General features: G+C 52.1%; 30 protein-coding genes and 1 pseudogene. 16 read left to right on the top strand and 15 right to left on the bottom strand.

The features are described from left to right. Window positions 1-2: 2 nt before the first annotated feature. The gene (locus JTJ32_RS12035) at window positions 3-1,865 is read right to left on the bottom strand and encodes a copper resistance system multicopper oxidase (RefSeq protein ID WP_058428047.1); all 1,863 of its coding nucleotides are present in this window, start codon (window positions 1,863-1,865) and stop codon (window positions 3-5) included. A gap of 148 nt (window positions 1,866-2,013) precedes the next feature. After that, window positions 2,014-2,220, bottom strand: coding sequence for a co-regulatory protein PtrA N-terminal domain-containing protein (locus tag JTJ32_RS26595; RefSeq protein WP_058428046.1), 207 nt, complete (start codon window positions 2,218-2,220; stop codon window positions 2,014-2,016). A gap of 405 nt (window positions 2,221-2,625) precedes the next feature. Here JTJ32_RS26595 and JTJ32_RS12030 point away from each other — a divergent pair, with 405 nt between their 5' ends. Both JTJ32_RS12030 and JTJ32_RS12025 read left to right on the top strand, forming a co-directional pair. Further along, complete coding sequence (locus tag JTJ32_RS12030) at window positions 2,626-4,188, top strand: ATP-dependent nuclease (protein ID WP_200986560.1); 1,563 nt, start codon at window positions 2,626-2,628, stop codon at window positions 4,186-4,188. Then, window positions 4,173-5,207, top strand: a complete 1,035-nt coding sequence (locus tag JTJ32_RS12025; RefSeq protein WP_200986561.1) for a DEAD/DEAH box helicase family protein — start codon at window positions 4,173-4,175, stop codon at window positions 5,205-5,207. The genes JTJ32_RS12030 and JTJ32_RS12025 overlap by 16 nt, the downstream gene beginning before the upstream one ends. 185 nt (window positions 5,208-5,392) lie before the next feature. Here JTJ32_RS12025 and JTJ32_RS26410 read toward each other — a convergent pair whose 3' ends face one another. The 3 genes from JTJ32_RS26410 to JTJ32_RS12010 form a co-directional block, all read right to left on the bottom strand. Further along, window positions 5,393-5,776 (bottom strand): hypothetical protein, encoded by a 384-nt coding sequence (locus JTJ32_RS26410; RefSeq protein ID WP_236059261.1) that lies wholly within the window; start codon window positions 5,774-5,776, stop codon window positions 5,393-5,395. Window positions 5,777-5,866: 90 nt separating this feature from the next. Beyond that, the gene (locus tag JTJ32_RS12015) at window positions 5,867-6,313 is read right to left on the bottom strand and encodes a hypothetical protein (RefSeq protein ID WP_200986563.1); all 447 of its coding nucleotides are present in this window, start codon (window positions 6,311-6,313) and stop codon (window positions 5,867-5,869) included. 42 nt (window positions 6,314-6,355) lie between these two features. After that, window positions 6,356-6,748: a DUF6957 family protein gene (locus JTJ32_RS12010; RefSeq protein ID WP_200986564.1), complete on the bottom strand. Its 393-nt coding sequence runs from the start codon at window positions 6,746-6,748 to the stop codon at window positions 6,356-6,358. A gap of 228 nt (window positions 6,749-6,976) precedes the next feature. Here JTJ32_RS12010 and JTJ32_RS12005 point away from each other — a divergent pair, with 228 nt between their 5' ends. Both JTJ32_RS12005 and JTJ32_RS12000 read left to right on the top strand, forming a co-directional pair. Continuing rightward, entirely contained in the window at window positions 6,977-7,459 is a 483-nt protein-coding gene (locus JTJ32_RS12005; RefSeq protein WP_063611873.1) for a transcriptional regulator, read from the top strand. A gap of 110 nt (window positions 7,460-7,569) precedes the next feature. After that, window positions 7,570-8,127, top strand: coding sequence for an arsinothricin resistance N-acetyltransferase ArsN1 family B (locus tag JTJ32_RS12000; protein ID WP_200986565.1), 558 nt, complete (start codon window positions 7,570-7,572; stop codon window positions 8,125-8,127). On the opposite strand, the gene JTJ32_RS11995 is transcribed toward JTJ32_RS12000, so the two are convergent. The 8 genes from JTJ32_RS11995 to JTJ32_RS11960 all read right to left on the bottom strand — a co-directional run bounded on the left by JTJ32_RS11995 (window position 8,108) and on the right by JTJ32_RS11960 (window position 13,540). Then, window positions 8,108-8,407, bottom strand: a complete 300-nt coding sequence (locus tag JTJ32_RS11995) for a hypothetical protein (protein WP_223272549.1) — start codon at window positions 8,405-8,407, stop codon at window positions 8,108-8,110. The genes JTJ32_RS12000 and JTJ32_RS11995 overlap by 20 nt on opposite strands. A 246-nt stretch (window positions 8,408-8,653) precedes the next feature. Further along, the gene (locus JTJ32_RS11990) at window positions 8,654-9,727 is read right to left on the bottom strand and encodes an ArsO family NAD(P)H-dependent flavin-containing monooxygenase (protein ID WP_128775133.1); all 1,074 of its coding nucleotides are present in this window, start codon (window positions 9,725-9,727) and stop codon (window positions 8,654-8,656) included. A gap of 37 nt (window positions 9,728-9,764) precedes the next feature. Then, window positions 9,765-10,187 carry an arsenate reductase (glutaredoxin) gene (gene arsC, locus JTJ32_RS11985; protein WP_128775132.1) on the bottom strand — a complete coding sequence of 141 codons (423 nt, stop codon included), beginning with the start codon at window positions 10,185-10,187 and terminating at the stop codon, window positions 9,765-9,767. Between the two features lie 20 nt (window positions 10,188-10,207). After that, window positions 10,208-10,921 carry an arsenical resistance protein ArsH gene (arsH, locus tag JTJ32_RS11980; protein WP_128775131.1) on the bottom strand — a complete coding sequence of 238 codons (714 nt, stop codon included), beginning with the start codon at window positions 10,919-10,921 and terminating at the stop codon, window positions 10,208-10,210. A gap of 47 nt (window positions 10,922-10,968) precedes the next feature. Beyond that, window positions 10,969-11,439, bottom strand: a complete 471-nt coding sequence (locus tag JTJ32_RS11975) for an arsenate reductase ArsC (RefSeq protein WP_128775130.1) — start codon at window positions 11,437-11,439, stop codon at window positions 10,969-10,971. Window positions 11,440-11,455: 16 nt separating this feature from the next. Next, on the bottom strand, window positions 11,456-12,739 hold the full coding sequence (locus JTJ32_RS11970) for an arsenic transporter (RefSeq protein WP_210042155.1): 1,284 nt from the start codon (window positions 12,737-12,739) through the stop codon (window positions 11,456-11,458). A 25-nt stretch (window positions 12,740-12,764) separates the two neighbouring features. Beyond that, window positions 12,765-13,121 (bottom strand): metalloregulator ArsR/SmtB family transcription factor, encoded by a 357-nt coding sequence (locus JTJ32_RS11965; RefSeq protein WP_058428034.1) that lies wholly within the window; start codon window positions 13,119-13,121, stop codon window positions 12,765-12,767. Then, complete coding sequence (locus tag JTJ32_RS11960; RefSeq protein WP_200986566.1) at window positions 13,118-13,540, bottom strand: arsenate reductase ArsC; 423 nt, start codon at window positions 13,538-13,540, stop codon at window positions 13,118-13,120. Before JTJ32_RS11960 ends, JTJ32_RS11965 begins: the two co-directional genes overlap by 4 nt. A 129-nt stretch (window positions 13,541-13,669) precedes the next feature. Here JTJ32_RS11960 and arsN2 point away from each other — a divergent pair, with 129 nt between their 5' ends. The 5 genes from arsN2 to JTJ32_RS11935 all read left to right on the top strand — a co-directional run bounded on the left by arsN2 (window position 13,670) and on the right by JTJ32_RS11935 (window position 17,490). Further along, a complete protein-coding gene (gene arsN2, locus JTJ32_RS11955) occupies window positions 13,670-14,134 on the top strand; it encodes an arsenic resistance N-acetyltransferase ArsN2 (RefSeq protein WP_200986567.1) in 465 nt (154 codons plus the stop codon). 72 nt (window positions 14,135-14,206) lie between these two features. After that, the gene (locus tag JTJ32_RS11950; protein ID WP_003395050.1) at window positions 14,207-14,575 is read left to right on the top strand and encodes a hypothetical protein; all 369 of its coding nucleotides are present in this window, start codon (window positions 14,207-14,209) and stop codon (window positions 14,573-14,575) included. 61 nt (window positions 14,576-14,636) lie between these two features. Beyond that, the gene (locus JTJ32_RS11945; RefSeq protein WP_003395053.1) at window positions 14,637-15,809 is read left to right on the top strand and encodes a DUF3800 domain-containing protein; all 1,173 of its coding nucleotides are present in this window, start codon (window positions 14,637-14,639) and stop codon (window positions 15,807-15,809) included. Beyond that, complete coding sequence (locus JTJ32_RS11940; protein ID WP_200986569.1) at window positions 15,802-16,317, top strand: hypothetical protein; 516 nt, start codon at window positions 15,802-15,804, stop codon at window positions 16,315-16,317. Before JTJ32_RS11945 ends, JTJ32_RS11940 begins: the two co-directional genes overlap by 8 nt. A 420-nt stretch (window positions 16,318-16,737) precedes the next feature. Then, the gene (locus tag JTJ32_RS11935) at window positions 16,738-17,490 is read left to right on the top strand and encodes a hypothetical protein (RefSeq protein WP_200986570.1); all 753 of its coding nucleotides are present in this window, start codon (window positions 16,738-16,740) and stop codon (window positions 17,488-17,490) included. Between the two features lie 268 nt (window positions 17,491-17,758). Here JTJ32_RS11935 and JTJ32_RS11930 read toward each other — a convergent pair whose 3' ends face one another. Then, a complete protein-coding gene (locus JTJ32_RS11930; protein ID WP_200986571.1) occupies window positions 17,759-18,580 on the bottom strand; it encodes a hypothetical protein in 822 nt (273 codons plus the stop codon). A 774-nt stretch (window positions 18,581-19,354) separates the two neighbouring features. Between JTJ32_RS11930 and JTJ32_RS11925 the strand changes: the two genes are divergently transcribed. From JTJ32_RS11925 to JTJ32_RS26760, 7 genes and pseudogenes are all read left to right on the top strand, one after another. Beyond that, window positions 19,355-19,609: a hypothetical protein gene (locus JTJ32_RS11925; protein WP_200986572.1), complete on the top strand. Its 255-nt coding sequence runs from the start codon at window positions 19,355-19,357 to the stop codon at window positions 19,607-19,609. A 325-nt stretch (window positions 19,610-19,934) separates the two neighbouring features. After that, window positions 19,935-20,579, top strand: a complete 645-nt coding sequence (locus tag JTJ32_RS11920) for a Cap15 family cyclic dinucleotide receptor domain-containing protein (RefSeq protein ID WP_200986573.1) — start codon at window positions 19,935-19,937, stop codon at window positions 20,577-20,579. Next, window positions 20,563-21,690 carry a nucleotidyltransferase-like protein gene (locus JTJ32_RS11915; RefSeq protein WP_200986574.1) on the top strand — a complete coding sequence of 376 codons (1,128 nt, stop codon included), beginning with the start codon at window positions 20,563-20,565 and terminating at the stop codon, window positions 21,688-21,690. Before JTJ32_RS11920 ends, JTJ32_RS11915 begins: the two co-directional genes overlap by 17 nt. 661 nt (window positions 21,691-22,351) lie before the next feature. After that, a pseudogene (locus JTJ32_RS11910) lies at window positions 22,352-23,308 on the top strand (site-specific integrase). Window positions 23,309-23,531: 223 nt separating this feature from the next. Next, window positions 23,532-24,347 carry a helix-turn-helix domain-containing protein gene (locus JTJ32_RS11905; protein ID WP_236059260.1) on the top strand — a complete coding sequence of 272 codons (816 nt, stop codon included), beginning with the start codon at window positions 23,532-23,534 and terminating at the stop codon, window positions 24,345-24,347. A 75-nt stretch (window positions 24,348-24,422) separates the two neighbouring features. Then, window positions 24,423-24,677, top strand: coding sequence for a TraK family protein (locus tag JTJ32_RS11900; protein WP_210042154.1), 255 nt, complete (start codon window positions 24,423-24,425; stop codon window positions 24,675-24,677). Between the two features lie 373 nt (window positions 24,678-25,050). Beyond that, complete coding sequence (locus tag JTJ32_RS26760; protein WP_408004595.1) at window positions 25,051-25,371, top strand: plasmid mobilization protein; 321 nt, start codon at window positions 25,051-25,053, stop codon at window positions 25,369-25,371. Between the two features lie 170 nt (window positions 25,372-25,541). On the opposite strand, the gene JTJ32_RS11895 is transcribed toward JTJ32_RS26760, so the two are convergent. After that, window positions 25,542-26,909, bottom strand: a complete 1,368-nt coding sequence (locus JTJ32_RS11895) for a hypothetical protein (RefSeq protein WP_210042153.1) — start codon at window positions 26,907-26,909, stop codon at window positions 25,542-25,544. Window positions 26,910-26,980: the final 71 nt, after the last annotated feature.

Here is a 26,980-nt window from a genome sequence, read left to right as displayed (position 1 = left end):
CCTTATTCCTCCACGCGCACTTCACGGAACATGCCCATTTCCATGTGGTATAGGAGATGGCAGTGATAGGCCCAGCGTCCCAACGCATCAGCAGTCACTCGGTAGCTACGCTTTGATCCTGGCGGCATATCGATGGTGTGTTTGCGGACAAGGAATTGCCCGTTTTCGTCTTCAAGGTCGCTCCACATCCCATGCAGGTGGATGGGGTGAGTCATCATGGTGTCGTTCACGAGAACGAACCGAACTCGCTCGCCGTACTTCAGTTTTACCGGCTCGGCGTCTGAAAACTTCACGCCGTTGAAAGACCAGGAAAATTTCTCCATATGACCGGTCAAGTGCAGTTCAATGGTGCGACTTGGCTCACGGCCATCTGGATCTTCAAACGTGCTTTTCAGATCAGAATACGTCAGCACCTTTCGACCATTGTCGCGAAGGCCCATGCCAGGATCATCGAGCTTTGGAGAGGTCGACATTGCTTGCATGTCGACGAGGGGATTGTTGGACTCTGTGGCTGGGTGCGACTGCATTTCTCCCATGCCACTCATGCCCCCCGTTGCCATTTTGCTGTGATCCATTCCCTGCATGCTGTCCATACCGGACATGCCTTGCATAGCACCAGAGCTATCTTTCATAGCTCCGCCGTCCATACCTGACATACCCTGCATCGAGTCGTCTCCCATACCGGCCATTTTGCTGTGATCCATTCCAGCCATATCGCCCATGCCGGCCATACCACCGTGATCCATACCGGCCATACCCATGTCGGCCATGGTGACTAAAGGTCGAGGGTCTAGCGCAGGTACAGGAGCAGTCATGCCAGACCGGACAGCCAGGGTGCCTCGGGCGTAACCCGACCGATCCATCGACTGCGCAAACAGTGTGTAGGCCTCTTGCGTGGGTTCGACGATCACATCGAAAGTCTCGGCAGTGGCGATCCTGAACTCATCCACGCTTACCGGTTTGACGTATTGGCCATCAGCGGCCACAACAGTCATCTTCAAACCTGGGATTCGTACATCAAAGTAGGACATGGCTGAACCATTGATGAACCTCAACCTGAGCTTTTCGCCCGGTTTGAAGGTGCCAGTCCAATTGGAGTCCGGAGCCTGTCCGTTCATCAAGTAGGTGTACGTCGCACCACTGACGTCCGCAATGTCCGTAGGGTTCATCTTCATCTCAGCCCACATCTTGCGATCAGCGACGGTCGCTGACCAACCTTTGTCAGCCACGTCATTGATGAAGTCACCCACTGTTCTTTTATGGGTGTTGTAGTAATCCGCCTGTTTCTTCAGTGTTTTCATCAGCGAAGCAGGATTTTCATCCGTCCAGTCGCTAAGCATCACCACGAGGTCGCGGTCATACTCAAAAGGCTCCGGCTCTTTGGCATCAATGACCAGAGGGCCGTATACGCCGACCTGCTCCTGGAAGCCGGAGTGACTGTGATACCAGTACGTTCCGTTCTGCTTGACCTGGAACTGATAGACGTACGTGCCATCAGGCTCAATTCCATGGAAGCTAAGGCCTGGCACACCGTCCATGTTCGCCGGAAGGATAATTCCGTGCCAGTGGATAGAAGTCATATCCTTGAGGCGGTTCTTGACCCGCAAGGTCACAGTATCCCCCTCACGCCAGCGCAGCTGAGGCCCAGGAATACCACCGTTTATGGTCATGGCCGTCCGGGAGTTCCCAGTGATATTTACCGGTGTTTCTCCGATGAATAGGTCAAAGTTTGTACCTGATAAGACATTGGTCTCGCCCGGTTTAGGAGCGGCCCAGATTGGGGTATGCCAGAGGCCTAAACCACCGAGAATCCCGCCTGCGGTGAGTCCTTTCACAAAGGTGCGCCGAGAGGTTTTGGCTTGCATACCGATTCATGTCCCGTCAGTCGGATGTTGGATGTGCGCACTGGGCGTGCCCCCAAGGGCTAACGCTAGACGAGCTAGTGCGCTTGATGTATCGGAAGATGCCATAAGCCAGCAAACGGGGTGATTACATTTCAGTAAGCTGGTCGGCTCAGCAATGGTGTGGACGCTTTTCGTCCGCGATCTTTTCTTGGACGATATCTTCCTGCGTTGCTGCTGGGGCAGGCTTGCGAGAGGCCATCGCAGTCTCGCGGGCTCGTTCCATGCGTTCAGCTGTACGGTCGCCGCCACCTTCAGCTGAGGCTAGGGACGATAGGGCCAAACTGAACGTAAGAATCACAACGTTGATAGCTTTCATAGTGCATGTCCTCCAAGAGTTGACTCTCGATGAAGCCAGAGAGCTTGAGCGATGACTCGATGAGGATGATGAGGGGAGGCGCCTGTCAGCCCGCTTAGCCGGGGATTACAATTTCGACAGCGGCGTCACGGAAACAGGGGATGCAAACATTCCGAGGCCTGATGTCGTATCCACCGGCCTTGCGCTTAAAGCAGGGTTGACTCTCGAAGTAGCATCTCAATGGCACGCAGATGCGGAAGGCAACATGCGGCGCCTCGGAGACATAAATACCGGTAGACGAGGCCATCACGTAACGATAGGTTTCTTTACAGATAGCCAAATGTTACCTATGAATCCGTAACCAAACTGACTCTATAATTCAGGTGACTCCCCCTCATTTTTTGACTTTTCAGCTCAGGGATAGACATGCACACCATAAGGAAAGTGGTAATTCAGAATTTCAAGAAATTCAAATCTCTCACACTCGATTTCGAAGCTGGGAAGAATGTGTTGATCGGCAACAACGAGGCAGGAAAGAGCAGTATTTTGCTTGCCCTAGACCTCGCGCTCGGTGGGAGCCGCAACCGCATTGAAGCTCTGGGTGCAGAAGCACTGCTCAACAAGGATTCGGTGAACTCTTTCCTTGCAGGGGAGAAAAGCCTGGAGAAACTACCTGAGCTGATAGTCGACGTTTTCCTAGACGAAGGTGACGACGAAAACCTGTATGGAACCAACAACGCCCACCAGCGCCAGACTGACGGCGTGCGCATGATCCTTGCAGTGATGGCCGAGTATGGCGAAGCGGTGCAAGCCATCTTGGCTGATGATCAACCGAACTTCCCATTCGAATATTACGCAGTGCGGTTTGAGACGTTCGCCGGCAGGCCGTACGCAGCATTCAACCGCCCCATTAAGCACATGATGCTAGACGGTTCACGCATTGATGGCGACCACGCATCTCGTGAATACACCAGAGCCGTGTACGCTTTCAACGCACCCGTAGAAGACCGGTACAAGCTTGAAAACCTGTATCGCCAAGGCAAGCAGGCGTTTACAGGAAAATATCTCGCCGCGCTCAACGCTGACCTACCCGCTTATCAGTTTGACGTGCGGAGTAGCGTCCGGTCTAACCTGGAAACTGACCTAATAATCACGGAAGACAATATTCCGCTTGAGAACCACGGCAAAGGAAGGCAGTGCTTCATCAAGACTGAATTTGCGCTGAGCAAGCACAAGCAAGGCGGGTTGGAAGTAATGCTCTTGGAGGAGCCTGAAAACCACCTCAGCCATTCCTCCATGAAAGCACTCGTCGCCAAGCTAGCGGAGAACAAGAGCACACAGCTTTTCATCGCAACTCACAGCAGCCATATCTGCTCAAGGCTTGATCTCCGGCATGCCCTTTTGATCGGCCCGAATGCAGTTGCTGGCTCACTTAAAGCTCTATCACCCGACACCGCAGAGTTCTTCATGAAAGCTCCGGACAACAACGTCCTGGAGTTCGCGCTTTCGAAGAAAGTGATATTGGTTGAAGGTGATGCGGAATTCATCCTGGTGGAAGAGTTCTACAAGCAATGCTCAAATGGGCGTCTGCCGCACGTCGATGATGTCCACATAATCTCCATTGGCGGCACCAGCTTCAAAAGGTACATGGAGCTCGCTAACCTGCTCGGAATTCGGGTCGCGGCCATACGAGACAATGACAAGGATTATCAGAAAAACTGCGTTGAAAACTATGCCGATTTCGCTTCAGACAATGCCCAAGTTTTTGCCGACAAAGACAATGACCGTTCAACCTTCGAAATCGGGTTGCACAACGACAACGAGGAAACCTGCAAGACCGTCTTCGGCCCAGGACGAAAAACCCTCTCCCCCTTGGAATACATGCTGGCAAACAAGGCAGAAGCCGCGTTTGAGCTGCTCAAGGGAAAGCCCGGTGAGCTGACCGTTCCGGCCTACATCGCGGAGGCAATCCAATGGATAAACGAGTGATGTTCGCTGTGGCAGGATCAGGGAAGACCACCTTGCTAGTGAAGCGTCTGAGCCTAGAAAAGCGCGCGCTGATAATCACTTACACGGAGAACAACTATCGCCATTTGCGCGATAGCATCATTGAACGGTTTGGGCATGTCCCAAAAAACATCAACCTGCTGAGTTATTTCACGTTCCTTTATAGCTTCTGCTATCGCCCTCTGCTGCAGGTGCATATGCAGACGCGGGGAATCAGCTTTCGAGCCCCGCACGCCCGTACGCTAAAGCTCAAGCGGGACAATATGGCGTATTACGCCACTACAAGCGGCAGCGTTTACCACAATCGTCTCGCAAAGCTCCTAGAGACCGTTGATGCAATTCCTGACGTGATGGCGCGAATGGAGCGCTTTTACGATGAGTTCTATGTCGACGAGGTTCAAGACCTAGCTGGTCATGACTTCAACCTGCTAATGGCATTAGCGAAAGCCAAGGTTGAGATGCTGTTTGTAGGTGACTTCTACCAGCATACGTTCGACACCAGTCGTGATGGAAACGTGAACAGCTCGCTACACGCTGACATTGGGAAATACGAAAAGCTTTTTCAAAAGGCGGGTGTGACTGTCGACAAGGAAACACTGAGCCGAAGCTGGAGGTGTGGCGTCACCGTATGTGATTTTATTCGTACACATCTCCAGATTGACATGCAGTCACAGCATACGTACGAAACCGAAATCATTCACCTGTCCAATCAAGTGGATGCTGACGCCGTACACGCGGATGGCAACGTGGTGAAGCTGTTCTATCAGGAGCATTACAAATACGGGTGCCTTTCTAACAACTGGGGCGCCAGTAAGGGTTTGGATCACTACAACGATGTGTGCGTAGTGCTGGGTACTACTCACTGGAAGATCTACCAGACATCCTCGCTTGCCGCGCTCCCCCCACAGACAAAAAACAAACTCTATGTTGCCTTTTCACGGACACGCGGGCGGTTGTATCTGGCGCCCGAAAAGCTTTTTAAACCGTTCAAAACTCTGTAGGTCGGACTGGCTGAGGCATCCTAGAGATGCCGGGCACATCGACCAGCCACATTTTTCAGGATGCGAGGGAGCCAGTCGCTCCCGTACCCTTCATAGATATCGGAAGCAGTTCAGGTCGGCACGCTCGATGTCATGAGCGTCCTGCACATACAATCTCCCGAGCCATCAGGCATGGGCCGGTGTCTCTATTGCACAAGGTGCGGGGACAGATGATGCTGACCACTCGTCAACTGTAGAAATTGGCACAGGCTTGCACGTCCATTGCCCCTCTGGAACGTAGCGATCACGTACCTAGAGTTGACTGTGGTCAGTACCCAAAATCGCCCCTCGCGCTCCGCTGTGATCACGTCAGATGTTCGAATTAGATGGCCGTCGCTGAAGCGACCGAACTGGTCTTTACGGTTGTGACCAAACACTACGCCTATGCCAGTTCGGGCTTTGATGGACACCCCGCACAAATACGCGGTGACCGGCCTTTCGAAGCCTTGCGCCTGGGCTTTTATGATTCGCATGAGGTCGAATTCTGTGTGGCGCTTACCATGAAAATTCAGGTCAATCATGTTCAGCATTATTGCACTCCGTTGGCGGTGTTTACGGCTTAACCAGGAATCCCACACGCAACCATCCGCGCTGGTAGCGTGCAAAAATCCTGGTAAGTCTCAGGCTGATCGAATCATATTTGCGTGATAGACAGGACGAAGGTTGCTCAGTGCATCGCAACTGAAGCCAGGCTGGTGTGAGCTGTGGTACTTGGAGCCTGTCTCGACCTCCAGCAGGCACACGACGCACTCGTTTTCGTCCTCGCCAAGTGTCACTTTCGTCAATACCTCCATCCGCCATCCCGCAGTCCCGTTCATGTGCGCCGGCGTGACCACCTGAACGTCAGTAATGATCGTATCGGCGTCTTGGGCAATCAGAATTTGTTGCAGGCGAGGCTCGTTATCGACCATCAGAACCGCCTCGCTGATTCGCCCCCGCTGCTTGGCCTGGATGGTGACGTGATACCAGTGAGTACGAAGCACTCTAGATATCTGATGCCATTGGCACTGACCTTCGCCAAACATACCCGGCACGCCGAGCATGTCGTTGTCGTGTGTTCTGAACATCGTATGTCCTTGGGACGCAAAGGGCTCCGATGCGGAGCGCAGTTAGCAGAAAGAGAAGACGTCTTTCAGGGTTGCGGGCTGTTCGTGACCTGGGCCAATCAAGACATAAACCGTGTTTCTGGTTTCAAACAGAACCCCTTCGTTGAAACTGGTGCACATTGTCGAGCGAACCCAATCTCCACGCTCGAAACGCCCCCGGCTGTCCTCGGCCACACTATGAGCAAACACCACCATCGGGAGCTGGCCCGTTGCATGAACCTTGGAGAGTTCGTCCGCCGTGACTTCGATGTGGAATATTGTCCAGTCCCGAATCAAGCAGTACGGCTTTTGGGGGAAGCGCTTGCTCACCATCGCTCGCGCTTCTGAGCTGCCAGGCAAGCCCTCTTTGGGCGTCCGTGGCCCCTTCATAAAATCGGGTTCTACGACGCTAGCCATGGGCGTTCCTTTCATTAATAACCGGGAAATTGACAATTCATTCCTGCGCGGTGTCGTTCGCCGTAGGGCGGATAGGCCTCCAGCTCGAGCGCTGCTTTGCGCTGCTAGCGAAGATCTAACGCACCGAAAACCGGCTCTTAGACGAGGCCGGCACCGCAATACAGATGATAGCCCGTGTTATGGTGCGTCGCAATATGGCCTTATCCTCGATTTACCTGAGGAAAAGTCATGGAGGCCGCAGAGGCGCTAGCTGCAGTGGTACGAGCGTTGCGTAGAAGAAAGGGCCTTTCTCAAGAAAACCTGATCAGCATCGACCGTTCCTATTGGGGCCAGATAGAGCGCGGGGAGGTGAACATCACCATTGATGTGCTCATTCGTCTCGCAGCACTCCTGGAGGTCGAGCCAGCCTCATTGATCCTCATGGCGACCTGTCTGCAATCCAACGAGCCGTTCGGAGAAGGGCAGAAGCGTCTGACGAAGCAATTAAATAGGATTAAAAAGGACAGCGTTGATATCGAGATGGAGTCATTGGCGCGGGCTGGGAAGCTACCACCTGGTCGACCGCCTCGATCCGGCGCGGCGCAAAAAGCGGCGGAGGCTAATCGTATGAATAGCGAGGGGTTGCCGGTCGCCGAAATCGCGGAAGCATTGGGGCTGTCGAAAACCACTGTGCGTAGGTATCTGAAACCCAATGCACTCGAACAACCGTGATTTTTAGTGAAGTCTAAACAACCGCCCACGCCTAAAATCTTCATACCTCGACCATGCTCAAAGCCGAGCAAAAAAGGTAATGTTTAACCTTTGAATCAAGGACGACCTGCATGGCTTTGAAAATTCGTGCGGCAGTAGTGGCTGATGCAGAAGCCATCCAGCGCATCTATGCTCCCATTGTTCTGAACACTGCGATCTCATTCGAAGAGACACCACCAAGTGTTGAGGAAATCTCTCAGCGGATCGCGACAACGCTTCAGACATATCCCTATCTAGTGGCCGAGGACGGTGGGGAGATCAAGGGATATGCTTACGCAAGCCAACACCGGGCCCGTCCTGCCTACCGGTGGGCTGTGGACGTGACAGTGTATATAGCCGAGTCGGCTCGCCGGCAGGGTATTGGCCGGAAGCTTTACGAAGCCCTTCTTCCGATACTAGATAAACAGCGGTTTCGCGCAGCCTACGCTGGAATTGCACAGCCCAATGAGGGCAGTGTGGGCCTGCACGAGTCGTTAGGATTCGCCCGTATCGGGACATATCCAGAGGTAGGCTTCAAGTTTGGGAGCTGGCACGATGTTGGTTACTGGCGACTCGGACTGTGCCAGGCAACACCTCCCTTGGAACCTCTTCTCTTCCCCCAGCTTGAATTCAAGCCAGTGCTGGGGTGAATGCTCGTAGTTTGGTGAATGCGACCAAAGCACCGACGCCCAATATCCCGGCCATGATCCAAATCAGCCAGTTTGGGCCAAGCTGCACCAGGATGTATGCGCATGCCATGGGCGCTACGGCTTGTGCAGCCAAAACTGGGCGAGCGATCAGTCCAAGGTGCATACCCAAGTCGGAGCTGCCGAGCAGTGTAAGTGGGACAGTTCCTCTGGCGATGGTCATGATCCCATTTCCACCGCCGAAAATAATCACTCCCATAAGGGGCAGCATCACGAACTGCACGCCAGCACCCACTTCCTACCATGCTTATCAATAGTTCTGCCGATCAATGGTGCGCATATTCCGGCGACCAGCAGAGACAAGGATAGAGCACCAACCACAGCGGGAACTGATGCGTTCAGCGAGCGCGAAACGGCTCAGCTAGCACCGCCGGCAGATAAAAAGTCGAACCCCACGCTAATATGTGGTTAAAGCCCATTGAGCCAATTAAGACCGCCCTCTGCCTTGTCGTCGGTGCATCGGCAGCCATCAATCTGACTCGGCTAGATGGGTTTGCACTTGTTTGACCACATCTCTGGCGGTGCGGGTTACTCCGATCAATGTTGCGGAAGCAAGCCCCGTCCAATTGCCGTAGCCCACCAACCAAAGATTCGGTAGGCCCACACTCCGGTTTTCATTCACGGAGACTTTTCCGTCATGACCAATGAGACCAAGGCTGCTGAGGTGGTCGAGCGCCGGTGAAAAGCCTGTGCACCAAATGACTGCGTCAATCTTCGTCTCAGTCCCAGAAGTCCATACAACACCTGTTGAAGTGAAGCGCGTGAATGGTCGTACGGCATTCAGCACGCCTCGTTCGCGAGCGTCCCTTACCGACGGAACCATCACGATGTCTCCGAGCCCTCCTGCCGGCTGCTGAGGCTCCAGGCCTTCCTGTTGCGCCTTCAATCGAGCAGTAGCTCGTTCGAACAGGACGCGGCCATCGACCTCATCAGGTAGAAACCTCGGGGCCTCTTGAGTTACCCAGGTTGCTGATGCCACTTTTGAAATCTCAGCGTAGATTTGCGCGCCTGAATTGCCGCCACCCACAACGAGAATTGTCTTTCCCTCGAACCCACTCGGCCCAACGTAATGTGCAGAGTGGATTTGTCGCCCCTCAAATAGCTCTTGATCTGGATACGCGGGAATCACGGGACGGCTCCAAGTGCCGGTTGCACTGATAACCGCTTTGGCGTCCCAGTGGCCATCACCCGAGAAAACCCGCAACCCACCTTCGATACTCTCGATGTGGGTTACTCGCGTGGAACGGATGATAGGGAAGCCATATCGGCGGTCGTACTGAGTCAGATAGTCGATGACATCGTCACGATGAGGTGTTTCTTCCGTGACTGCAGGCATCGGCCAGCCTGCAATTGAACTCCATGCCGATGGCGAGAAGAGTCGCAGCGAATCCCAGCCATGCCGCCAGGCCCCTCCTGGAGCCGACTCAGCATCGAGCAGCACGTAAGACATGCCTGTCCGCTTCAAAAAATAGGCGACTGTCAGCGCGGATTGACCACCGCCAATGACCACAACATCAAGTTTCGAATTCTGACTCACCAGCATCCTCCAGGCTCAATCACGGCACCTCACCGTCGTCGTATCAGATTCTGCGACCGTGCTCATCGATGACCACTTGGCCGTCCTCTTTGACGAAACTCCCACGCTGCTCTTGCGGTAACAAATCGAGGACAGCTTCGGACGGACGACACAAACGCGTCCCAAAAGTCGTCACGACGATGGGGCGATTGATCAGGATAGGGTGAGCCATCATGGCATCGATAAGCTGTTCGTCTGTCAGCGATGCATCACTCAATCCCAACTCTTCGTACGGAGTGCCCTTGATACGCAAAAGAGCTCGCACCCCGATACCCATTTCCCCAATGAGCCTGACAAGCGTGGTGCGATCAGGCGGGGTCTTCAGGTATTCGATAACTGTCGGTTCTTCCCCGCTATTGCGGATCAACGCCAAGGTGTTGCGAGAGGTGCCGCATTCGGGGTTGTGGTAGATCGTGATCTGGCTCATATCGCTTCCTCGTGCTGACGTTAGATGGAGCGCTGGTTGACGCGTTTGGACAGATCTTCGGCGGACTCTTTACGCTCGGAGTACCGATCAACCAAGTAATCCTGGCGATCCCGCAACAGCAGGGTGAACTTCATCAGCTCTTCCATCACATCAACGAGACGGTCGTAGTACGAGGAAGGTTTCATGCGGCCTGCTTCATCGAACTCAGTGAATGCCTTGGCCACGGAAGACTGATTAGGGATGGTGAACATCCGCATCCATCGTCCAAGTACCCGTAGTTGGTTAACCACGTTGAAGGATTGAGAACCACCACAGACCTGCATCACAGCAAGGGTTTTGCCTTGGGTAGGTCGTACAGCCCCCATCGCCAGCGGAACCCAGTCAATTTGGGCTTTGAATACCGCACTCATGGAGCCGTGACGCTCAGGGGAGCACCACACCTGCCCCTCAGACCATTGCATCAGCTCGCGCAGCTCAGCGACCTTGGGATGTGTATCGGGGGCGTCATCCGGCAGCGGGAGACCCGACGGGTCAAAGATCTTGGTTTCAGCGCCAAATTCATTCAGCAAGCGTGCTGCCTCTTGCGTGACTAACCGGCTGAATGAGCGCTCTCGCGTTGATCCATACAGCAGAAGAATGCGAGGTTTATGGAGCGAAGGTGTACGAGGCGACAGTTGCTCAAGCGAAGGAATGTCGATCAGGTCGGCGTGTACGTTCGGCAATGTGTCTTGCATAAAAACTCCTACGGCGGCGCCAGGTTAGGCACCGCCTCGGTTGATCTTTAAAGCGAACCGATGCGACTCAGTTCAGCTTTCAACTGTTCAGCGCCGATGGTCTTCAGTGGTAGCGCAAGAAATGCGCTCACGCGCTCGTGAATTTTGGCGAGTGTGGTTTCAAATGCAGCCGTGATCTCGGCTTCCGACCCGCTAGCCTCAGACGGGTCGGCCAACCCCCAATGCGCCTTCAACGCTGGCCCGAAGAAGATCGGGCATGCCTCACCTGCAGCCCGGTCACAGACAGTGATCACGATGTCTAGCGGCGAGCCTTCAAAAGCGTCCGAAGCCTTGCTGCTTAAGCCCGCCGTAGAGATACCCGCCGCCTCCAGTGTCTGCAGTGCCCTTTGATTCACCCGTCCACTGGGAAAGCTTCCTGAGCTGACAGCTTCTACGCCCTCAGGCGCCAAGTGGTTGAAAAGCGCCTCGGACAGAATGCTGCGGCAGCTGTTGTGGGTGCACATGAACAAGACTTTCATCAGAAGATTCCTTGATTCAGAAACTGAGGCGCAATGCCAGGGCAGATAAGGTGGCGACGAGGATAGGCAAGGTCAGCACAATCCCAGTCTTGAAGTAGTAACCCCAAATGATCTTGATGTCCTTCTTGGCCAGCACATGCAGCCACAACAGCGTGGCCAGACTGCCAATTGGGGTGATCTTCGGGCCTAGGTCGCAGCCAATGATGTTGGCGTACACCATCGCTTGCTGAACGACATCATCAACTTCGGCGGCATGAATGGATAAGGCACCAACCAGAACCGTGGGCATGTTGTTCATGATCGAAGACAGCAATGCCGTTAGCAGCCCAGTACCCAGGGATGCCCCCCATACTCCATAACCGGCGAATACGTTCAGAATCTGGGCGATGTGGTCAGTCAGGCCCGCGTTCTTCAGGCCATAGACGACCAAATACATACCCAAGGAAAAAATCACCACTTGCCATGGGGCCTCTTTGAGCACCTTGCTTGTGTTGATGGCATGACCCCGAGCCGCGATGACATAGAGGATGAATGCAGAAACCGCAGCAATGGCGCTGATTGGCACACCCAACGGCTCAATGACAAAGAAGCCGATCAGGAGTAGCGCCAGCACCCACCAGCCGGCTACAAAAGTGGCCCGGTCGTGGATGGCCTCGTCCGGATTGTCCAGTTGGTTGAGGTCATAGGTTTTGGGCAGATCTTTGCGAAAAAACCACAACAACATCGCTAGTGTCGCCGCCACGCTGACGAAGTTTACCGGCACCATGATCGAGGCATATTCGTTGAAGCCGATATTGAAGTAGTCGGCAGAAACGATGTTGACCAGGTTGGAAATCACCAGTGGCAAGCTCGCCGTGTCTGCGATAAATCCAGCCGCCATGACGAATGCCAACGTAGCAGCGGGAGAAAAACGCAGCTCCAGCAACATCGCGATCACGATGGGGGTGAGGATCAATGCTGCTCCGTCATTGGCGAACAGTGCCGACACAGCTGCACCGAGCAAGACGATGAACGCAAACAACTTACGAGTGCTTCCAGCTCCCCACCGGGCTACATGCAACGCAGCCCACTTGAAAAAGCCTGCTTCATCAAGCAGCAGACTAATGATGATGACTGCGATAAACGTCCCGGTGGCATTCCAGACGATGCGCCAAACCTCTGGTATGTCGGCCAGGGTAACGACGCCTGCCAACAGCGCAACGATGGCACCCAACATTGCGCTCCAGCCTACCCCGAGCCCCTTGGGCTGCCAGATAACGAGCACGATGGTGGCGATAAAGATCAATACGGCAATCAGCATTTCATTAATCCGGTTGGGGCGTGAATCAGCTGCACACGGCCTGATTGATAGGACGGTCATTCATACCGCACAGGCGTTTAGCCTCGGTTTCCAGCCAATGCTGATTGGCGTCTACGACTTCTTTCAAAACCGCAGTTACCCACGCAGGCAAATCGGGGTTCAGGCGGTAGTACACCCACTGACCTTGCCGGCGATCCATCAACAAACCAGCAGAACGAAGCAGGGCCAAATGACGAGAAATCTTCGGCTGGCTCAGGTCGAGTGCCGCCGTCAGCTCGCAGACACAGAGCTCGCCTTCGCTCACGACAAGCAGGGAAATTTTGGCTCGGGTGTCATCCGCCAAGCACTTGAATAAGGTGGTGGGGTTCATGGGTTCTGTCATAGATCCTCCAGGTGTTTGGTCTTGACCAAAACGAAGAGCTTGATGCGCTCGTGGATGTCGTGGAGCGTGTGGCGAAATGCGCCAGGATCATCGCTAGTTACTGGGTCAGGAAAATCCCGGGCAATGACTTCACCTCCGCCGGGCATTGGTAGGCACTCGCTTGCGGATTTATCACAGAGAGTGATCACGTAATCGAATCGATCAGCTTGAAACTCGCTGATGGATTTGCTCCGCAGGCCCGTTGCATCGACTCCAACCGCCTCCAATGCTTGAGTCGTGCGCAGATCAACCTGAGACGGTTCAGATCCTGCGCTGAAGGCCTCGAAGCGCGGGTCGGTGTGCCGTAACAAAGCCTCTGCAAGCAGGGAGCGGGCTGAGTTGGCAACGCACACGAAAAGCACTTTGATAGCAGGGCTCATGGTTAAACTCGACGCATATGGAAAATCGAATATACGCTTTGGCGAATATTCGGTAAAGCGAATATGATGGCTGCTGCTTCGGCTTGAGCCGTGACAGTTCCTACAAAGCGGCACAAAGAAGATAAGGGGATGGGCAAGGAGATGATGATCCAGGCAACGAAAATAGCCGGAGGGCAGTCGCAGCGCTTTCGCGATGCGCTGAAATCTGCTGACCTTCCAGCAGACGATATTGATCTTCCTGGCCGAACCTTTTTTGAGTTCTCACGGGATGGTGAGACTGTTGGATGGGGAGGGTTTGAAACGCATGGGACAGATGGATTACTGCGCTCCATGGTCGTAGATCCGGCGTACAGATCGAAAGGGGTTGGGGCTGAAGTGCTTCGAGTCATTGAAGCAATAGGCGCCGAGCAGGGAATCGCTCGTTTTCATTTGCTAACAACAACTGCATCAGGCTTTTTTGAACAGCAGGGCTATGCAGTAAATCAACGAGATTCTGCGCCGCCTCTGATTTCTCAGACGGAGCAGTTCAGGAGGCTTTGCCCTGGCTCGGCTTGCTACATGTGCAAGGCATTATCTGCGAATGCACGAAAGTAGCTGATCACCTTGGTGATGGCTTTTAGCCTCGATGCCAGCTAGATTTGGAGCTTTCTACGATCAAGGATGGATATGAAAAAGCTCATCGCAGTAATAGGGATCTGTGTCGCACTTGGCGGTTGCGCTACGTCCCACTACACCGCAGGGCGAGACTTTCCGTCGGCCAGTGTAGCGAGCATCACCAAAGGTAAAACGACGACTACTGAGTTGAAGTCGCTGTTTGGTGAGCCTTACGCTAAGAGCGCAGTCAGCGAGACTGACGAGAAGTGGATCTACACCTACACCAATGGCTCAGCGCATGCCCAAAGCTACGTGGTCACCATGAAGGTGACGACTACGGGCACTCAGAAGACCCTCGACGTCTTGATCCGAAATGACGTGGTCATCAACTACACGTTCAGCGAAGGCCCCGCTCCAGGCACTACCACTGCGACGAACTAAGTTCGCCACCTTGTCATTGGGCGACCCGCCGCGCTCAGTACGTTGTTGATGGAGCAAGCTCATGGACAGAACATATGCCTTCGTGGATGAGTCCGGGAATTCCGACCTAGATACGTCAAAGGGTGGAAGCTCGGGCTTCTTCATCGTCTGCTCCATTCTAGTGGCAGAGAAAGACCTGGAGGCTGCTTATGCCCAAGCTGAAGCACTCCGCGAGCGGCATTTTCAAACGGGCGAGATCAAATCCAGCAATCTTAAGCCCAAGGATTCAGATCGCCGTGCCCGGATCCTAAACGAGCTAGCCGATCTGCCATTCAGGCTCTATTTCACCGTCGTTGATAAGTCCCAAATTCGCAAAGACGGTGGCCTTCGTTTCAAGACCTCATTCATAAAATATGTGAATGGGTTGCTCTATGAACGTTTGTTCCGCGCATACCCAGACCTCCAGATGATCGTAGACGAGCATGGTGGCCAGGAATTTCAGGAGAGCCTCAAAAGCTACGTTTCAGAACGGTTCGTCGATGACCTATTTGGCGATAAAGATGCCTTCCAGACGATGGCCAGTAAGGACAACGTCTTGGTTCAGGTTGCAGATTTTTTTGCTGGCTCAGTCGCTCAGATCTACGAAGAGAAAGCATCGGAAGAAGCAGTTCTTGCCTACAAAAAGATTCTACGAAGCCTGACCCTTGGAATGCTTGAGTGGCCATCCAAGTACCAGTCTCTTCTGCCGCCGCCGGCGGATGAATCTGGGTATGCAGACTACCAGGTACACCAAGAAGCTCTCCGCCAGGCTGACCTTTTTAGCGAAAGGGCTGGTGAGCACCCTAATGAGGATGAGCGCCTGCAGCTGAGCATCTTGCGGTTCCTGAGATTCCAAAGCGAATTCGTCACCAAAGACTACGTGCCAACCGCAGAAATAGTCGGCCACCTAAAAGATAGCGGCTTCGGAGATATCAACGACCAGAGGATCCGCTCCAGCGGCATCGCCAAGCTTCGCGATTCGGACGTGATTATCACAAGCGCGGCCAAAGGCTACAAAATTCCTCAGACACGGGCTGACATCAACGAGTTTCTGGAAAGGGCGTCAGGCATAGTCGTCCCGCTGCTGGAACGTGTCAAAAAGGCTCGAGAGGTGTATCGGCTGAGTAGTCGAGGAGAATATGACATCGTGACTGCAGCCAACCTGACTGAGCTTGCCAAGCTGCTCACTGCGCTCGAGGCGTTTGCAGATGACTGAACTCAGTCATGGCAACGAACCTCAGCAGGCTGCATTGATCCAGGATGAAATCCTAGAGATCTTGAAAGAGGCCAAGGTGCTCGCGCGTAGATTCTATCGCCTGACCGGCAAGCCGCTGGGCGTGACAGGCGAGATCGCAGAGTACGAAGCTGCCACTAGACTCGGCCTGTTACTACATCCTGCAAGGCAGGCAGGTTACGACGCTACAGAGGCGCTGGAAGATGGCGTCGCGAGAATCCAGATAAAGGGCCGCTGCATCCTGAACCCACGAAAGATTACGGGCCGAATGGGGGCCATTGATCTTCGCCAACCCTTCGATACTGTGCTCTTGGTTCTGCTTGATTCAGAGTTCAACGCATTTGCAATGTACGAAGCAAGTCGTGCCAAGGTAGAGGCAGCGCTGACCGTGCCTGGGTCGAAAGCCAGAAATGAACGTGGTGCGTTGGCTATTAGGCAATTCATGTCGATAGCTACGTTGCGCTGGGCTCGTCATGAGCCTAGCGACTAAGAGTATTAACCGCCGTCTGGACGCCGAGCGCTGTGGATATGCCCCGTGTGACGAGCGATGCTAATGTCCCTAATACGGCACATTAACCACCATTTTTAGGCTTAATGACCCCAATTGGGCGCATTAAGCTGAGCGACGGAATGCAGCCTACGATGGGAGAAGGCTTCACATCCCTCACCAACTGCTACCTGCGCATGACTGCTCAGGTGGCATCTCGCCCAACCAAACGACACCAGACCGAAGCTTGATTTCGATGTGCTCTGTTAGATAGCTCGCATCCAATCCAATGTGCTTCGGGATACGGGATGCTCTTGATCAACCATCTCTGGTTGCCAGCTACGGATAACTTTGGGAGCCAAGGAGGGCCGGTTACTGACTGCTTTTTTGGTAGCATCTGGATCTCAAGTTTGGAGGGATCTGATGCATATGCAAGGTGATTGGGAAGTGTTGCTCAACGGCAACCCGCAGGAGATCAGGCAGCTTTGCACATGGGGGCACAGCATCAATTACTTCAGGCTCTGGGGGGGAGTAGATGACTGGAACGATTGCCCTAACGACGACTTCCGATTTAATTCAAATCTGTTCCAGGGTCAAACTCAGGAAGGAGTCTGGCAGATCACCTATGAGCTTTTGAGTCTTTTCAATGGTGCATCGACGCTGTTGGAGCGCGAACCATACAAGCTGAGTATCTACAAGATCCTGCTTAAGGGGGGCGAGCTCACTAGGCAAGAAAAAAGGAACATTCCGGGGATGCTTACCAAGCCTGCTGTCTCCAGCCAAGCTTGGGCCGATGATCTCCGGAAGGCTCTTGGCACATCACAGAAAATCAGCCTTATGATGCTGGCCGCTGAGCATGAGGATATCTACCTCTTCCTCAAATTTCTCGACCAAGACAGCAGTTGGATCACCTACTACAAGATACTGGACACTCTTGAGACATGGGAAAGGCGGAAGGGTCTGAAGGCTTTTAGAAGCAAGCGAAAAGAGAAGAAATTCACCTGTTCAGCCAACAATTTCAGTTTGAACGGGTTCGATGCTAGGCACGGCTTTCAAGAAATGATGCAACAGCCCGCGCAGGTATCAATGACGATTGATGAAGGCCATCAGTTCATCACGGGTCTTGTCAAAGACTACCTTCAGCAAGCTCATCCCCAGTTCGTAAAGTTTAGATGACCCATAAAGCCGGCCTACCGGGCCGGCTTCTTGTTACGACGAGAAGCGTCGATGGTGTCTCCCGTGGACAGGATCGAAGCGCTCACACAGCCCTTCAGCGCATGGGCAGAATCTGCTGCGTGGAACGCTCACGAAAGGTCGATCACCATCTGCTGGCTGTCGACCAGAAGATAGGTAATTCGGTCAAGAGGGGCCATTTTTTGTGAGCAGAGATATGAGTGGGCGGTTTTGAATGGCCAGCTTTCAGCTAGCCACTACCTCATTGATGTCAGAACTCGTGCTCAACATCATCGAAAAAGTTTGGGTGTAGCTCGTACTCCAGAGAGCCAAATCGCGCCAGCAGGTCTGCTCTGAGTTCGCCTTCAGCTTCCGGTTCGAGATTGATCCAGTAGCTATATACGAGCCCGTTATCTGATTCGTTAGTCGTGATCTCTGCTCCGGACAAAAGCTCGGCGTCATCGACAGATATCCCCAGCTCAATAGCAAGCGCCTGAGCCATGGACATCCGGTTACTACTCCGGGCTTCTTCCACGGTTGCCCAATACTCCTGCTCAGATCTACGGTCGCGGTCAGCATCAGATTCACCGCTGGAGATGACCACGCCTTTCTCAGCAAGCAGCCATATACCATCACGGCGTAGCAATTCGACCGTGGCTTTGAGATAGAACGCTGCACCGTGATACATCCTCTCCTGATCTTGCTGCCCCTGGTAGGTCAGGGAAACCTCTAAAGAAAGCTTCCCAGTTGCGTCGCTGTAGTCAGCGGTTTCAACTTCAAGAGTATCAATAGTGAATCCACTCGCATTGGTATCCGCAATCGCGCCGGAGAGCTGATCCTCCAATTCTAGATCCAGGTTGGCGTAGACATCATCCTCATGGATCGCTTGGGAAAAGTCTTTGATTCCAAAAACGGCCAACATCAGACGCAGATCCTTGAGGTTCCGTTGGGCGACGACAGAAAACTCATGGTAATCAGCGAAGCCCGCTTTTTGCACTAGGGTTTCTTGAGCGACAGAAAGCTTCAAGCCCTGATCACGAGCAAGCTGCTTAGCTTGGGATTTGAAGATGTTTAGCGGGGAAAAATCAGACATGGCAAAGGTTCCTAAATCTACGACGCTTAGGTGTCCGATTGCCTGTTCACCGGGCAGCGTCTGGTCAGGGACATGCCGATGTAAAAAGGGGGGGTGTAGCTACGATGGGCTATTGCTTCGCGAAACAGGCGCCAGGCGACCATCACCGCCTAGCGTGATCATAGGTCAGAGCAAATAGCCCCGCAATACCCCGCTGAATGTTTTCAGCGGAGTTTTTAATCGTCATCCACTGGCCGTGGAAAGAGTTTGGGAAAAGCACCTGACGGATAAAACCAAACCAGATCTAACGAAGAAATGACGCCACTGGATCGTCACTTTTAAACGCAGAGGCTGGCTGTTCTAGAGGAAATAGGGCCGTGCGAAGGGGGTGTGTTTCAAAATATTTCAATGGCAAAGCGTCGTACCCCGCGATTTAGAAGGGCTGGGCATACATACAGGAACAAAATGGATCCAAGCACTGGTTTGCGCACAAGTTATCCACAGGGCTATTGCCTTGCAATGTCATTTTGACCCCATTATCTTGTAGGTCATCTCGACAACAGCACTACATGTTGTGTTTTTAGCGAGGGGTTGAGGTTTCAGTGAACACAGCGGATATGCGTGCGAAGTTTGGACGCCGAGCACACATACCCGCCAATCCCTGAACCAATGCAGACACTGGTGGGACGCGCATTAGAGAAAAACCGACTTTGGATGTCAACCATTCAGCCCGGTTTTCCGCTCAAGGGTTGCTCCTGCCTATTCGATTTTCTATAGATACAGGAGCACGTAATCGTGCCGAAAAATCCTAAACAAACTTCGTCTCCCGTGGCCAGCTTGGCCTCCAAAATTCTGCGTAGTGATAGCTCCTCGGCCATCCAGAAGGAATTGGCAGGGTCGGCAATGGCTCAAGCGTCGACCGGCAAGCAAACCGGTGCCGATATGGAAAATAAAGCCAGTCATGTCCTCGATAGCAACAAGTACAGCGCCACCACCAAGACCTTAGCAGCCTCGGTGCTCGCCCAATCGAACAAAGAGCGGGGTGAGTAAAAATGGCTCAGTATTTCGTCAACCGCAACGCACAGATCAACGGTGACCACGAGGTGCATACCAGTACATGCACTTATTTGCCGGCAGTTCACAACCGCCTTGATCTTGGCTATCACACAACCTGTGCGACAGCTGTTCGCCAGGCTCGCAACACCTACCAGCAGTCGAACGGTTGTCGGACGTGTTCCTCGGTATGCCATACCCAGTAGTTTTGAAGTTTCATCGGAAGCTCTGGGCGGCTTTGCTGCTGCCCATCTTCTGCAGGTTAATGGGCTTCCGGGACATTAAGTCTATTCAAAGTTGCGTCTGATGAAGGTTGCGCCTAATGATTCACGATCATGAATACAGCCTACTGGGCGGGGTAAATCGAGCTCTTATTGGCCGGTACTTGACACTACTGGCAAGCGCGATTTCCGGCATTGCGGTTTTTTTGCTGCTGTCAGCTGAAGATTTGGCTAAAAAGTATGACCTGCCTGTAAATCTTCCACCTACAGCCCTGTCACTAATTGGCGCAGGTATAGTTTTTGCCCTGCTGTACGCTCTATTCAATAAGACAGTTTGGAAATGGCGCTGGGCAGGTAAATATCTAAAAGTTCCTGATCTGTCGGGAGAGTGGCAGTGCACTGGAACAACACTGGACACCGAAGGAAATCCGATTCGTTCTTGGCAAGCCGATGTGTATATTTGTCAAACTTGGGACAAGATTAGAGTGCGATTGAAGACACATCAATCAGGCTCCAACAGTATCACTGCGGCGTTGGTTCACGATGAAGCTGACGGATACCGCCTTCTTTATAACTACCGGAATGATCCTAATCCCGGCGAACCTGAGCTTCGGGGACATGTTGGCAGCGCAAACCTTTTATTTACTAAATCACTAGATTGCGCACAGGGTGACTATTTTAACGGTTACGGTCGGCCCACCTATGGGCGAATGGAGCTGAGGAGAAAAAATGAACACACCAATTAACGAACGAATCAATCGTCTGCGCTCCAGACGCTCGGGCCTTGATAGATCCTCTGTAATCGCGATGGATGCGAAGGACTTCATCGTGAACCGAAGCCTTACAAAAGAGGCGTGGGAACATAGGGTTAAAGACAAGCCGAATACAACATTTGCTTTAGGCGCTATGCAGGAGGTAGATCCTACCTACACCCGCATCAGCATCGAAACCGCAGAACGGGTTAGCAACCAGTTGTCTAAGAGGACAAGCGGCAATCTTGAATTCGAGCTACAGGGATCAGTACCACTGAATGTCCATATTCGAGGGGTCAGTGATGTTGATCTTTTAGCAATAGAAGCTGACTTTCATACCTATGATGCGCGTGGGTACATGAGTACATCGGGTCAGTACCGCTCACCGACCTCACGCACCTCAGTTGGGGTATTAACCGCTCGCAGGGGCGAAATTGGTAGAGCTCTTCGTGATGCGTTTCCCGCTGCGACGATTGACACTTCTGGCTCTAAGGCCATCAAATTGCAAGGAGGGTCATTAGCACGTCCAGTAGACGTCGTGCCTTCCCACTGGCATGACACTATCACTTACCAAGCCTCTGGCCAGAAACATGACCGCGCTGTCACTATCCTAGATTCGCATAAAAGCACCACGATTGAAAACTGGCCTTTCCTGCACATCAAAAAGGTACGAGAACGATGTGAAACTACGGGTGGTGGACTCCGCAAATCAATAAGGTTATGTAAAAACATAAAGGCAGAGCTCGAGGCAGAGGGAAAACCTGTAACGATCTCAAGCTTTGATATTGCCTCAATAATGTACCATGCCAACATGCATAGCCTCTCCGCTGGTGCCTACTACGAATTAGCGATATTGGCCGAGACCCAAAGATATCTGGATTATTTGTGGAACAACAAGGAAGAAGCGAGGAGATTAGTAGTACCTGATGGCTCCCGTTTTATCTTTAATACCGAGGACAAGTTCAATGGCTTGCTGCATCTATCCGTAGCAATGGATAGTCTCCTCCGAGAGGTAGCCAAAGAGCAAAACTACCTTCTAAGCTTATCCGATAAACCTTTGCTGGATGCCAGCAGGATAGCTGTGACCAACGCGATCATTCTTTAAAGGTTGCGTGCAGCGCTTAGAGACCCGTACAGAGATCAATTGAGCAGGGGGCAGACTGCCATGTCCATGACTTATCCGCTGGCAACCAGTCATTGATTAAGGTAGGGGTTTTTGTATGACCACTTGGGTTCCAGTGCATGGTTGGCGACATCGGCGATGAAGCGCTAGATTCCATTCGACCGCGCCTGATGAATTTCAGGCGGTGCTTCCCATGACAATACTAGGATATTCCCAGTCCGCTCCGAAGGGCGCCTGCTGGACAAGATCGAATACGTCGCGTTGTAGGTGCAATAGATATCTGAAATCCGGGATGCGGTGATAGCTTTCAAATTCCACACCGAGGTGGTATTTGAAATACGGTTCAACAGAGTTTTTCATCTTGCTAAAAACGCCGATTTGCCTGGGGATTACAGACCAAAAAACCGGACGGACAGTATCCAAGCCGGAAATCTACGTACCACATAATGGTTCGAGTCCGTGTGGGCCCACCACCTTTGAAAGCCGCGCATTGCGCGGCTTTTGTGTTTCTGGGTGGTTCTCCACTGATACAGTCCTATGGTCCAAAGGTACAAAATCGGTACAGTGCTGGTGCGCCAGTACACCTTTGGAGTCCTTTCAGATGGCAACATTAGTCAAAACCCCTTCTGGCACCTGAAAGGCTTTGATCCGCAAAACCGGTTGGCCAACTGTGGCTAAAACCTTCCGCACCAAAAGCGATGCGGAGGACCGGTCGCGACGTACCAAAGACGAAATGGTCAGAGGTGTGTGTATCCAGCGCAGCGGCTCCGAGCGCATGACGCTGGAAACGGCTCTTAAGCGCTACCTCAACGACATTACCCCTACCAAGAAGCCCACCACCCAACGCGGAGAGATTTCAAAAGCCAAGAAGCTTACAGAGCATCTGGGCAAGTATTCGCTTGCGGCCCTCTCTGCTGAAATCATTGCTGATTACCGCGACAAGCGTCTAAACGAGAAAGGGCGCGCTGGAACTACCAGCAACAATACCGTGCGCCTGGAGCTTGCTTTGCTGAGCCACCTGTTCACCGTAGCTATCCAAGAGTGGGCCGCAATCGTCGACTATCTGCCGATGAGGAAAAGCAGTTGATAACCGTAGTGAACAAACATAGCAATCCGATGCTGGGCTGGATCGTGGGCATCGCCTTGGAGACGGGCATGCGCTCCGCTGAGATCAGCACCCTCCGCAAGCCTATGGTCGATCTAGAACGACGCATTGTGAAACTCGTCGATACAAAGAACGATGGCCAGCGAACGGTCCCCCTGAGCAGACGCGCTACAGAGCTGTTCAAGGCCGCTATGGCTAATCCAGCCAGGCCAAGCGATTGCCATCTGGTGTTCTTTGGCGAGCCAGGCAAGGACGGAAAACGTCAGCCTTATGCTTTTACCAAGATATGGGGACTACTGGTTAAAGAGCACAAGTTGTCAGACTTTAGATTTCACGACTTGAGGCATGAGGCATGAGGCAGTGAGCCGGTTAGTTGAGGGCGGCTTATCCGACCAAGAAGTATCTGCAATAAGCGAACATAAATCCATGCAAATGCTAAAGCGATACACGCACCTCCGATCCGAAGACCTAGTAAAGAAAATCGATAAAAATTAAAAAACACCCAAAGTTAAAAGTTTAGCTAAACCAATTCTAAACACAGCTCATCGAAAGCCTAAATTTCGATATATCGAACACAAGCCCCGATAATTTTAGCGTCTAAAATCTACAGCCAACCGAAAACTTAAAAAAACACATTTAACTCACCACTTAAAAAAACAATAAAGCCGCAGCAAAACACAACCGTTATATCGAAATACAAATTATTAACACTCTAAAAATGGACAGGTCAAAGCCTGAAAAAACCTACACTATAATTCCAAACCATATTCTTAAGGAAAAGAGCATCACATTTAAAGCGAAAGGGATTTTATCGCTATTGCTCTCGCTACCGCCCAACCCAAGGTATCTCAGTATCGAATTCCTGGCCAAGCATTGCAAAGACGGCATTACGGCTGTTCGCTCGGGAATAGATGAATTGAAGGCCGCTGGGTATCTAGATATCCAGCAAGCATACAACGCGCGTGAGCAGTATGACGGGGTTGAATGGAACCTGAGGGACACGCCCTGTGGATTTGAGAACCTGGCGAAGTCGAACGAAATACCGGATGTGGAAAACCCGAACTCGGATCAGCCGCCTTCGGGAAAGCATGGCCTTATAAATACAGACAAAACAAAAAACTCAAAAAGCAAAAAAACTACTACTGCCACGATTCAGAAAAGCGACGAAGTCCTTGAGGACCTAAGGTTTTCGGCCACGTTGCTCGCTGAGACACAGATTCAGGTCCGCAAGGCCCTGGAGCAGGTAGCACCGTGCGACCGCCAGAGAATGCTCGACGATTTTTGCGCTGCCGTCAGGTTTGGAGTCATAAATAAATCCCAACTCGGCCGGCTTCACGGGGTGATAAAACGCTACCGAAACGGCGAGTACAACTTTAAACCGCTGCCTCCAGTACTAGTTTCGACATCACACGCAGCCCGCTCACCGCATACCGACTCACCTGCTCCATCTGTCGACACCTCAACTGTCAAGTCAGCAGAGCGGTCGAGTGTAGCGTTAGAAAGTTTGAAGAAAATTAAAGAAACAGATCTGTAGGCCTAATTGACGACTTCACCACCGTGCGACACCGAAAGGTCCTTCAAATAAAGTTAATAATCTCGGGAGACAACGATGAAAACCCTAAGCCTTCGAATCGCAGAGCGGGTAATCAAAAGTGCCGACCCTAGTACCCCCTCTGCGCATCGAGCAGTGGTCGTAATACATAAACAGGAAATCCTAGAAGCTATTCAGAATAGTTACTCGCTGCTGAGTATCTGGACAACTCTACGGAACGAGGGTGTGGTCAACTTCGGCTATCAAGCATTTAGTCGCCATACACGAATAATCGTATTCCCTCTAGCGGGCCATGCAGGCACAGACAATTAAACGTTGCGCCAGTAAACATAAATTACTGCTGAGGCAAACAATGGTGGCGATTTCTGATGCGGGACCGACCAAGACCGTTGTTCCAGTGAACAATTTTTAATTTTTCGCTTCCAGCACTGCCTTTTGTTGAGCTGAGCAACCTTAGCCAACCGAAAGAACAACGGAAATTCATGGAGCAAGATGGGTGAAGTTAGCAAACCGACAAGTCGGTTTGCCAATTTCACTCTCGCGTATTCGCGCTTGCGGCACTCAATGCTGTCTTGCTCTGCGAGGCGAGCCGCTACCGCGACGTTATGAACACCAGAAGGAGGTTAGAGAATGAGTTCTAACAGTCGACAGGAATACACCCGAAAAACACGGAAGGCATCTTCGGGTGCCGGTACTACTTGGAGAGGAACAAACAACTAAAGAGAACGCAGCGAATGTAAGTCTAACGGTTGCGGAATATCTAAGGCGACTAAGCCTCGGTTACGAGATTAAGAGCACGCTCGACTCTGAATACGTCCTGCAACTCGTAAAGGTAAACGCCGACCAAGGCAGACTTGGTGGATTACTGAAGCTGTGGCTAACCGATGACCCCAAGCTAGCCATCTGCGGCATTGCTTGGACGCCCGGTGTCGTGCGAGCTCTTCTAAAGCGAATAGAGGCCAACCAAGACGAAATGCTCCGGTTGGTTCAGGCACTGAAATTTTAGCGGCTAAAAACACGTAGACCCACACCAGCAACGGATGAACCTACGTCTTTTGAGACTCATAGGCCCGAGTAGCGACTATCTGAATCCAAATCCTAACTGCACAGCGACACGGTGAAGACGCTGGAGCACCTCTTTGTAATGCTCCGGCGATTGAGAGACGAACCGACTCCTTATACCTCCTCTGCCTCATTCCCGGGTTCGTAGTCATAGTCAGCCAGCTCGGCTGATACCTCACCTCTTTTGAGTTCGCCCAGTCCTGTCGTGCCGACCATCAAAGCGCTTTTGATCTCGATGTTGAATTCTATATCACGACCCGAAACATCATATTCCCTCCGATGACTACCGCTCGCAGAGCCAGAGAAGGTTACGCTAAGTCCATTTTCGAACGTAATGTCTTCCAAATCACCGATTTCAACCTCATCATAAATGGTGTCTGACTCAGCAATCGGACCGGATAGCTCATCGCTGTCTAGTAGCTCATATCTCATGTTCTCGCATGCTTCCCTGCAGACCTCTTCGATCTCATCTTTCGATAGCAACCTAAAGTCAAAATTCTCAAATATCGAAATTACATGATCGAATAATATTTCGGCGTCTAGGTTCTCGTTCCTTTCTCCTTCATCCTGAACGATTGTTTCTAGAGCTAGTGCGAATTCCTCACGGTCATAATAAATGTATGACACTTGAGCAAGGGTTTTGTTGTTGAAGGTATCGTCATCTACCAGTGTTTGAAAGCTCTTGTAGCCGAAAATCATCGCTACAATTTCAGCGAGGCCATTCAAAGATAAGTAAATCCCGTCATCCTTAAGGCTCTCTTCGACCGTCTGCATCAAGGCATAAGCTGCTGGAAAGCGATTTGATGCCAGAGCCGCTTTTAGCTGCGCACTTGCAAGACTAAAGCGCTCTTTTTCCAGCTCCGCATTCGCCTTCTTTTTCTCTTCTTCCAACTCAGCCTGATTAGCATGGCTTTTTGCTTCGGCTGCTGCGGCGATAGCAGCTTCAGCGGTGGCCTTGGCTTCTGCGGTCGCTGCGGCGGCTGCCTCGGCTTTCTCCCTGAGCCGGGTAGTCCTGTGTTTCCGTTGTTCGTTGACTTCTTTTCTCCGTTCAATGTCTAACTTGACATTCTCCGCTAAAAATTCTTTTTCGGGATCTGCCAGTAGCCGCTGTTTATTTAATGCTTCCTGCCGCTGAACCTTACTGATTTCTATCGCTACCGCTTGTTCGTGCAAGCGTTCATTAGCGTATCTCAGTATGGATTTCAAAAACCACGATACCCAAGGAAAGGCGAATATGAATAGAGCGGTCATGAGCAGAGGAATTGTTACGAGCGAATTGAATTCGAATATTTTCAATTCGTGGTAATGCTTGCTAGTCGCAGCTATACGATCTGTGGCTGTCCCTTCTCCCCAGACCAGCAGCGCCAAGCTGTCCCAGTTGCAGACTAACCATGACCCGATAAAAGCGCCGATGAATGGATCTTCAATCTTGGTTCTGGTGCTTCCAGAAATAGCCTCTAATATATCGTCAATGAATTTCACTATGGTTTACCAAATGTCTAAAAATCTATTCTGAGTGAAATCTGAAATTGCTCTGAGCACGTTCAGAACCA

The sequence above is a fragment of the Pseudomonas alliivorans genome (assembly GCF_017826695.1).
GTDB classification, from domain to species: domain Bacteria; phylum Pseudomonadota; class Gammaproteobacteria; order Pseudomonadales; family Pseudomonadaceae; genus Aquipseudomonas; species Aquipseudomonas alliivorans.
This window is presented reverse-complemented; position numbering and strand designations above follow the sequence as displayed.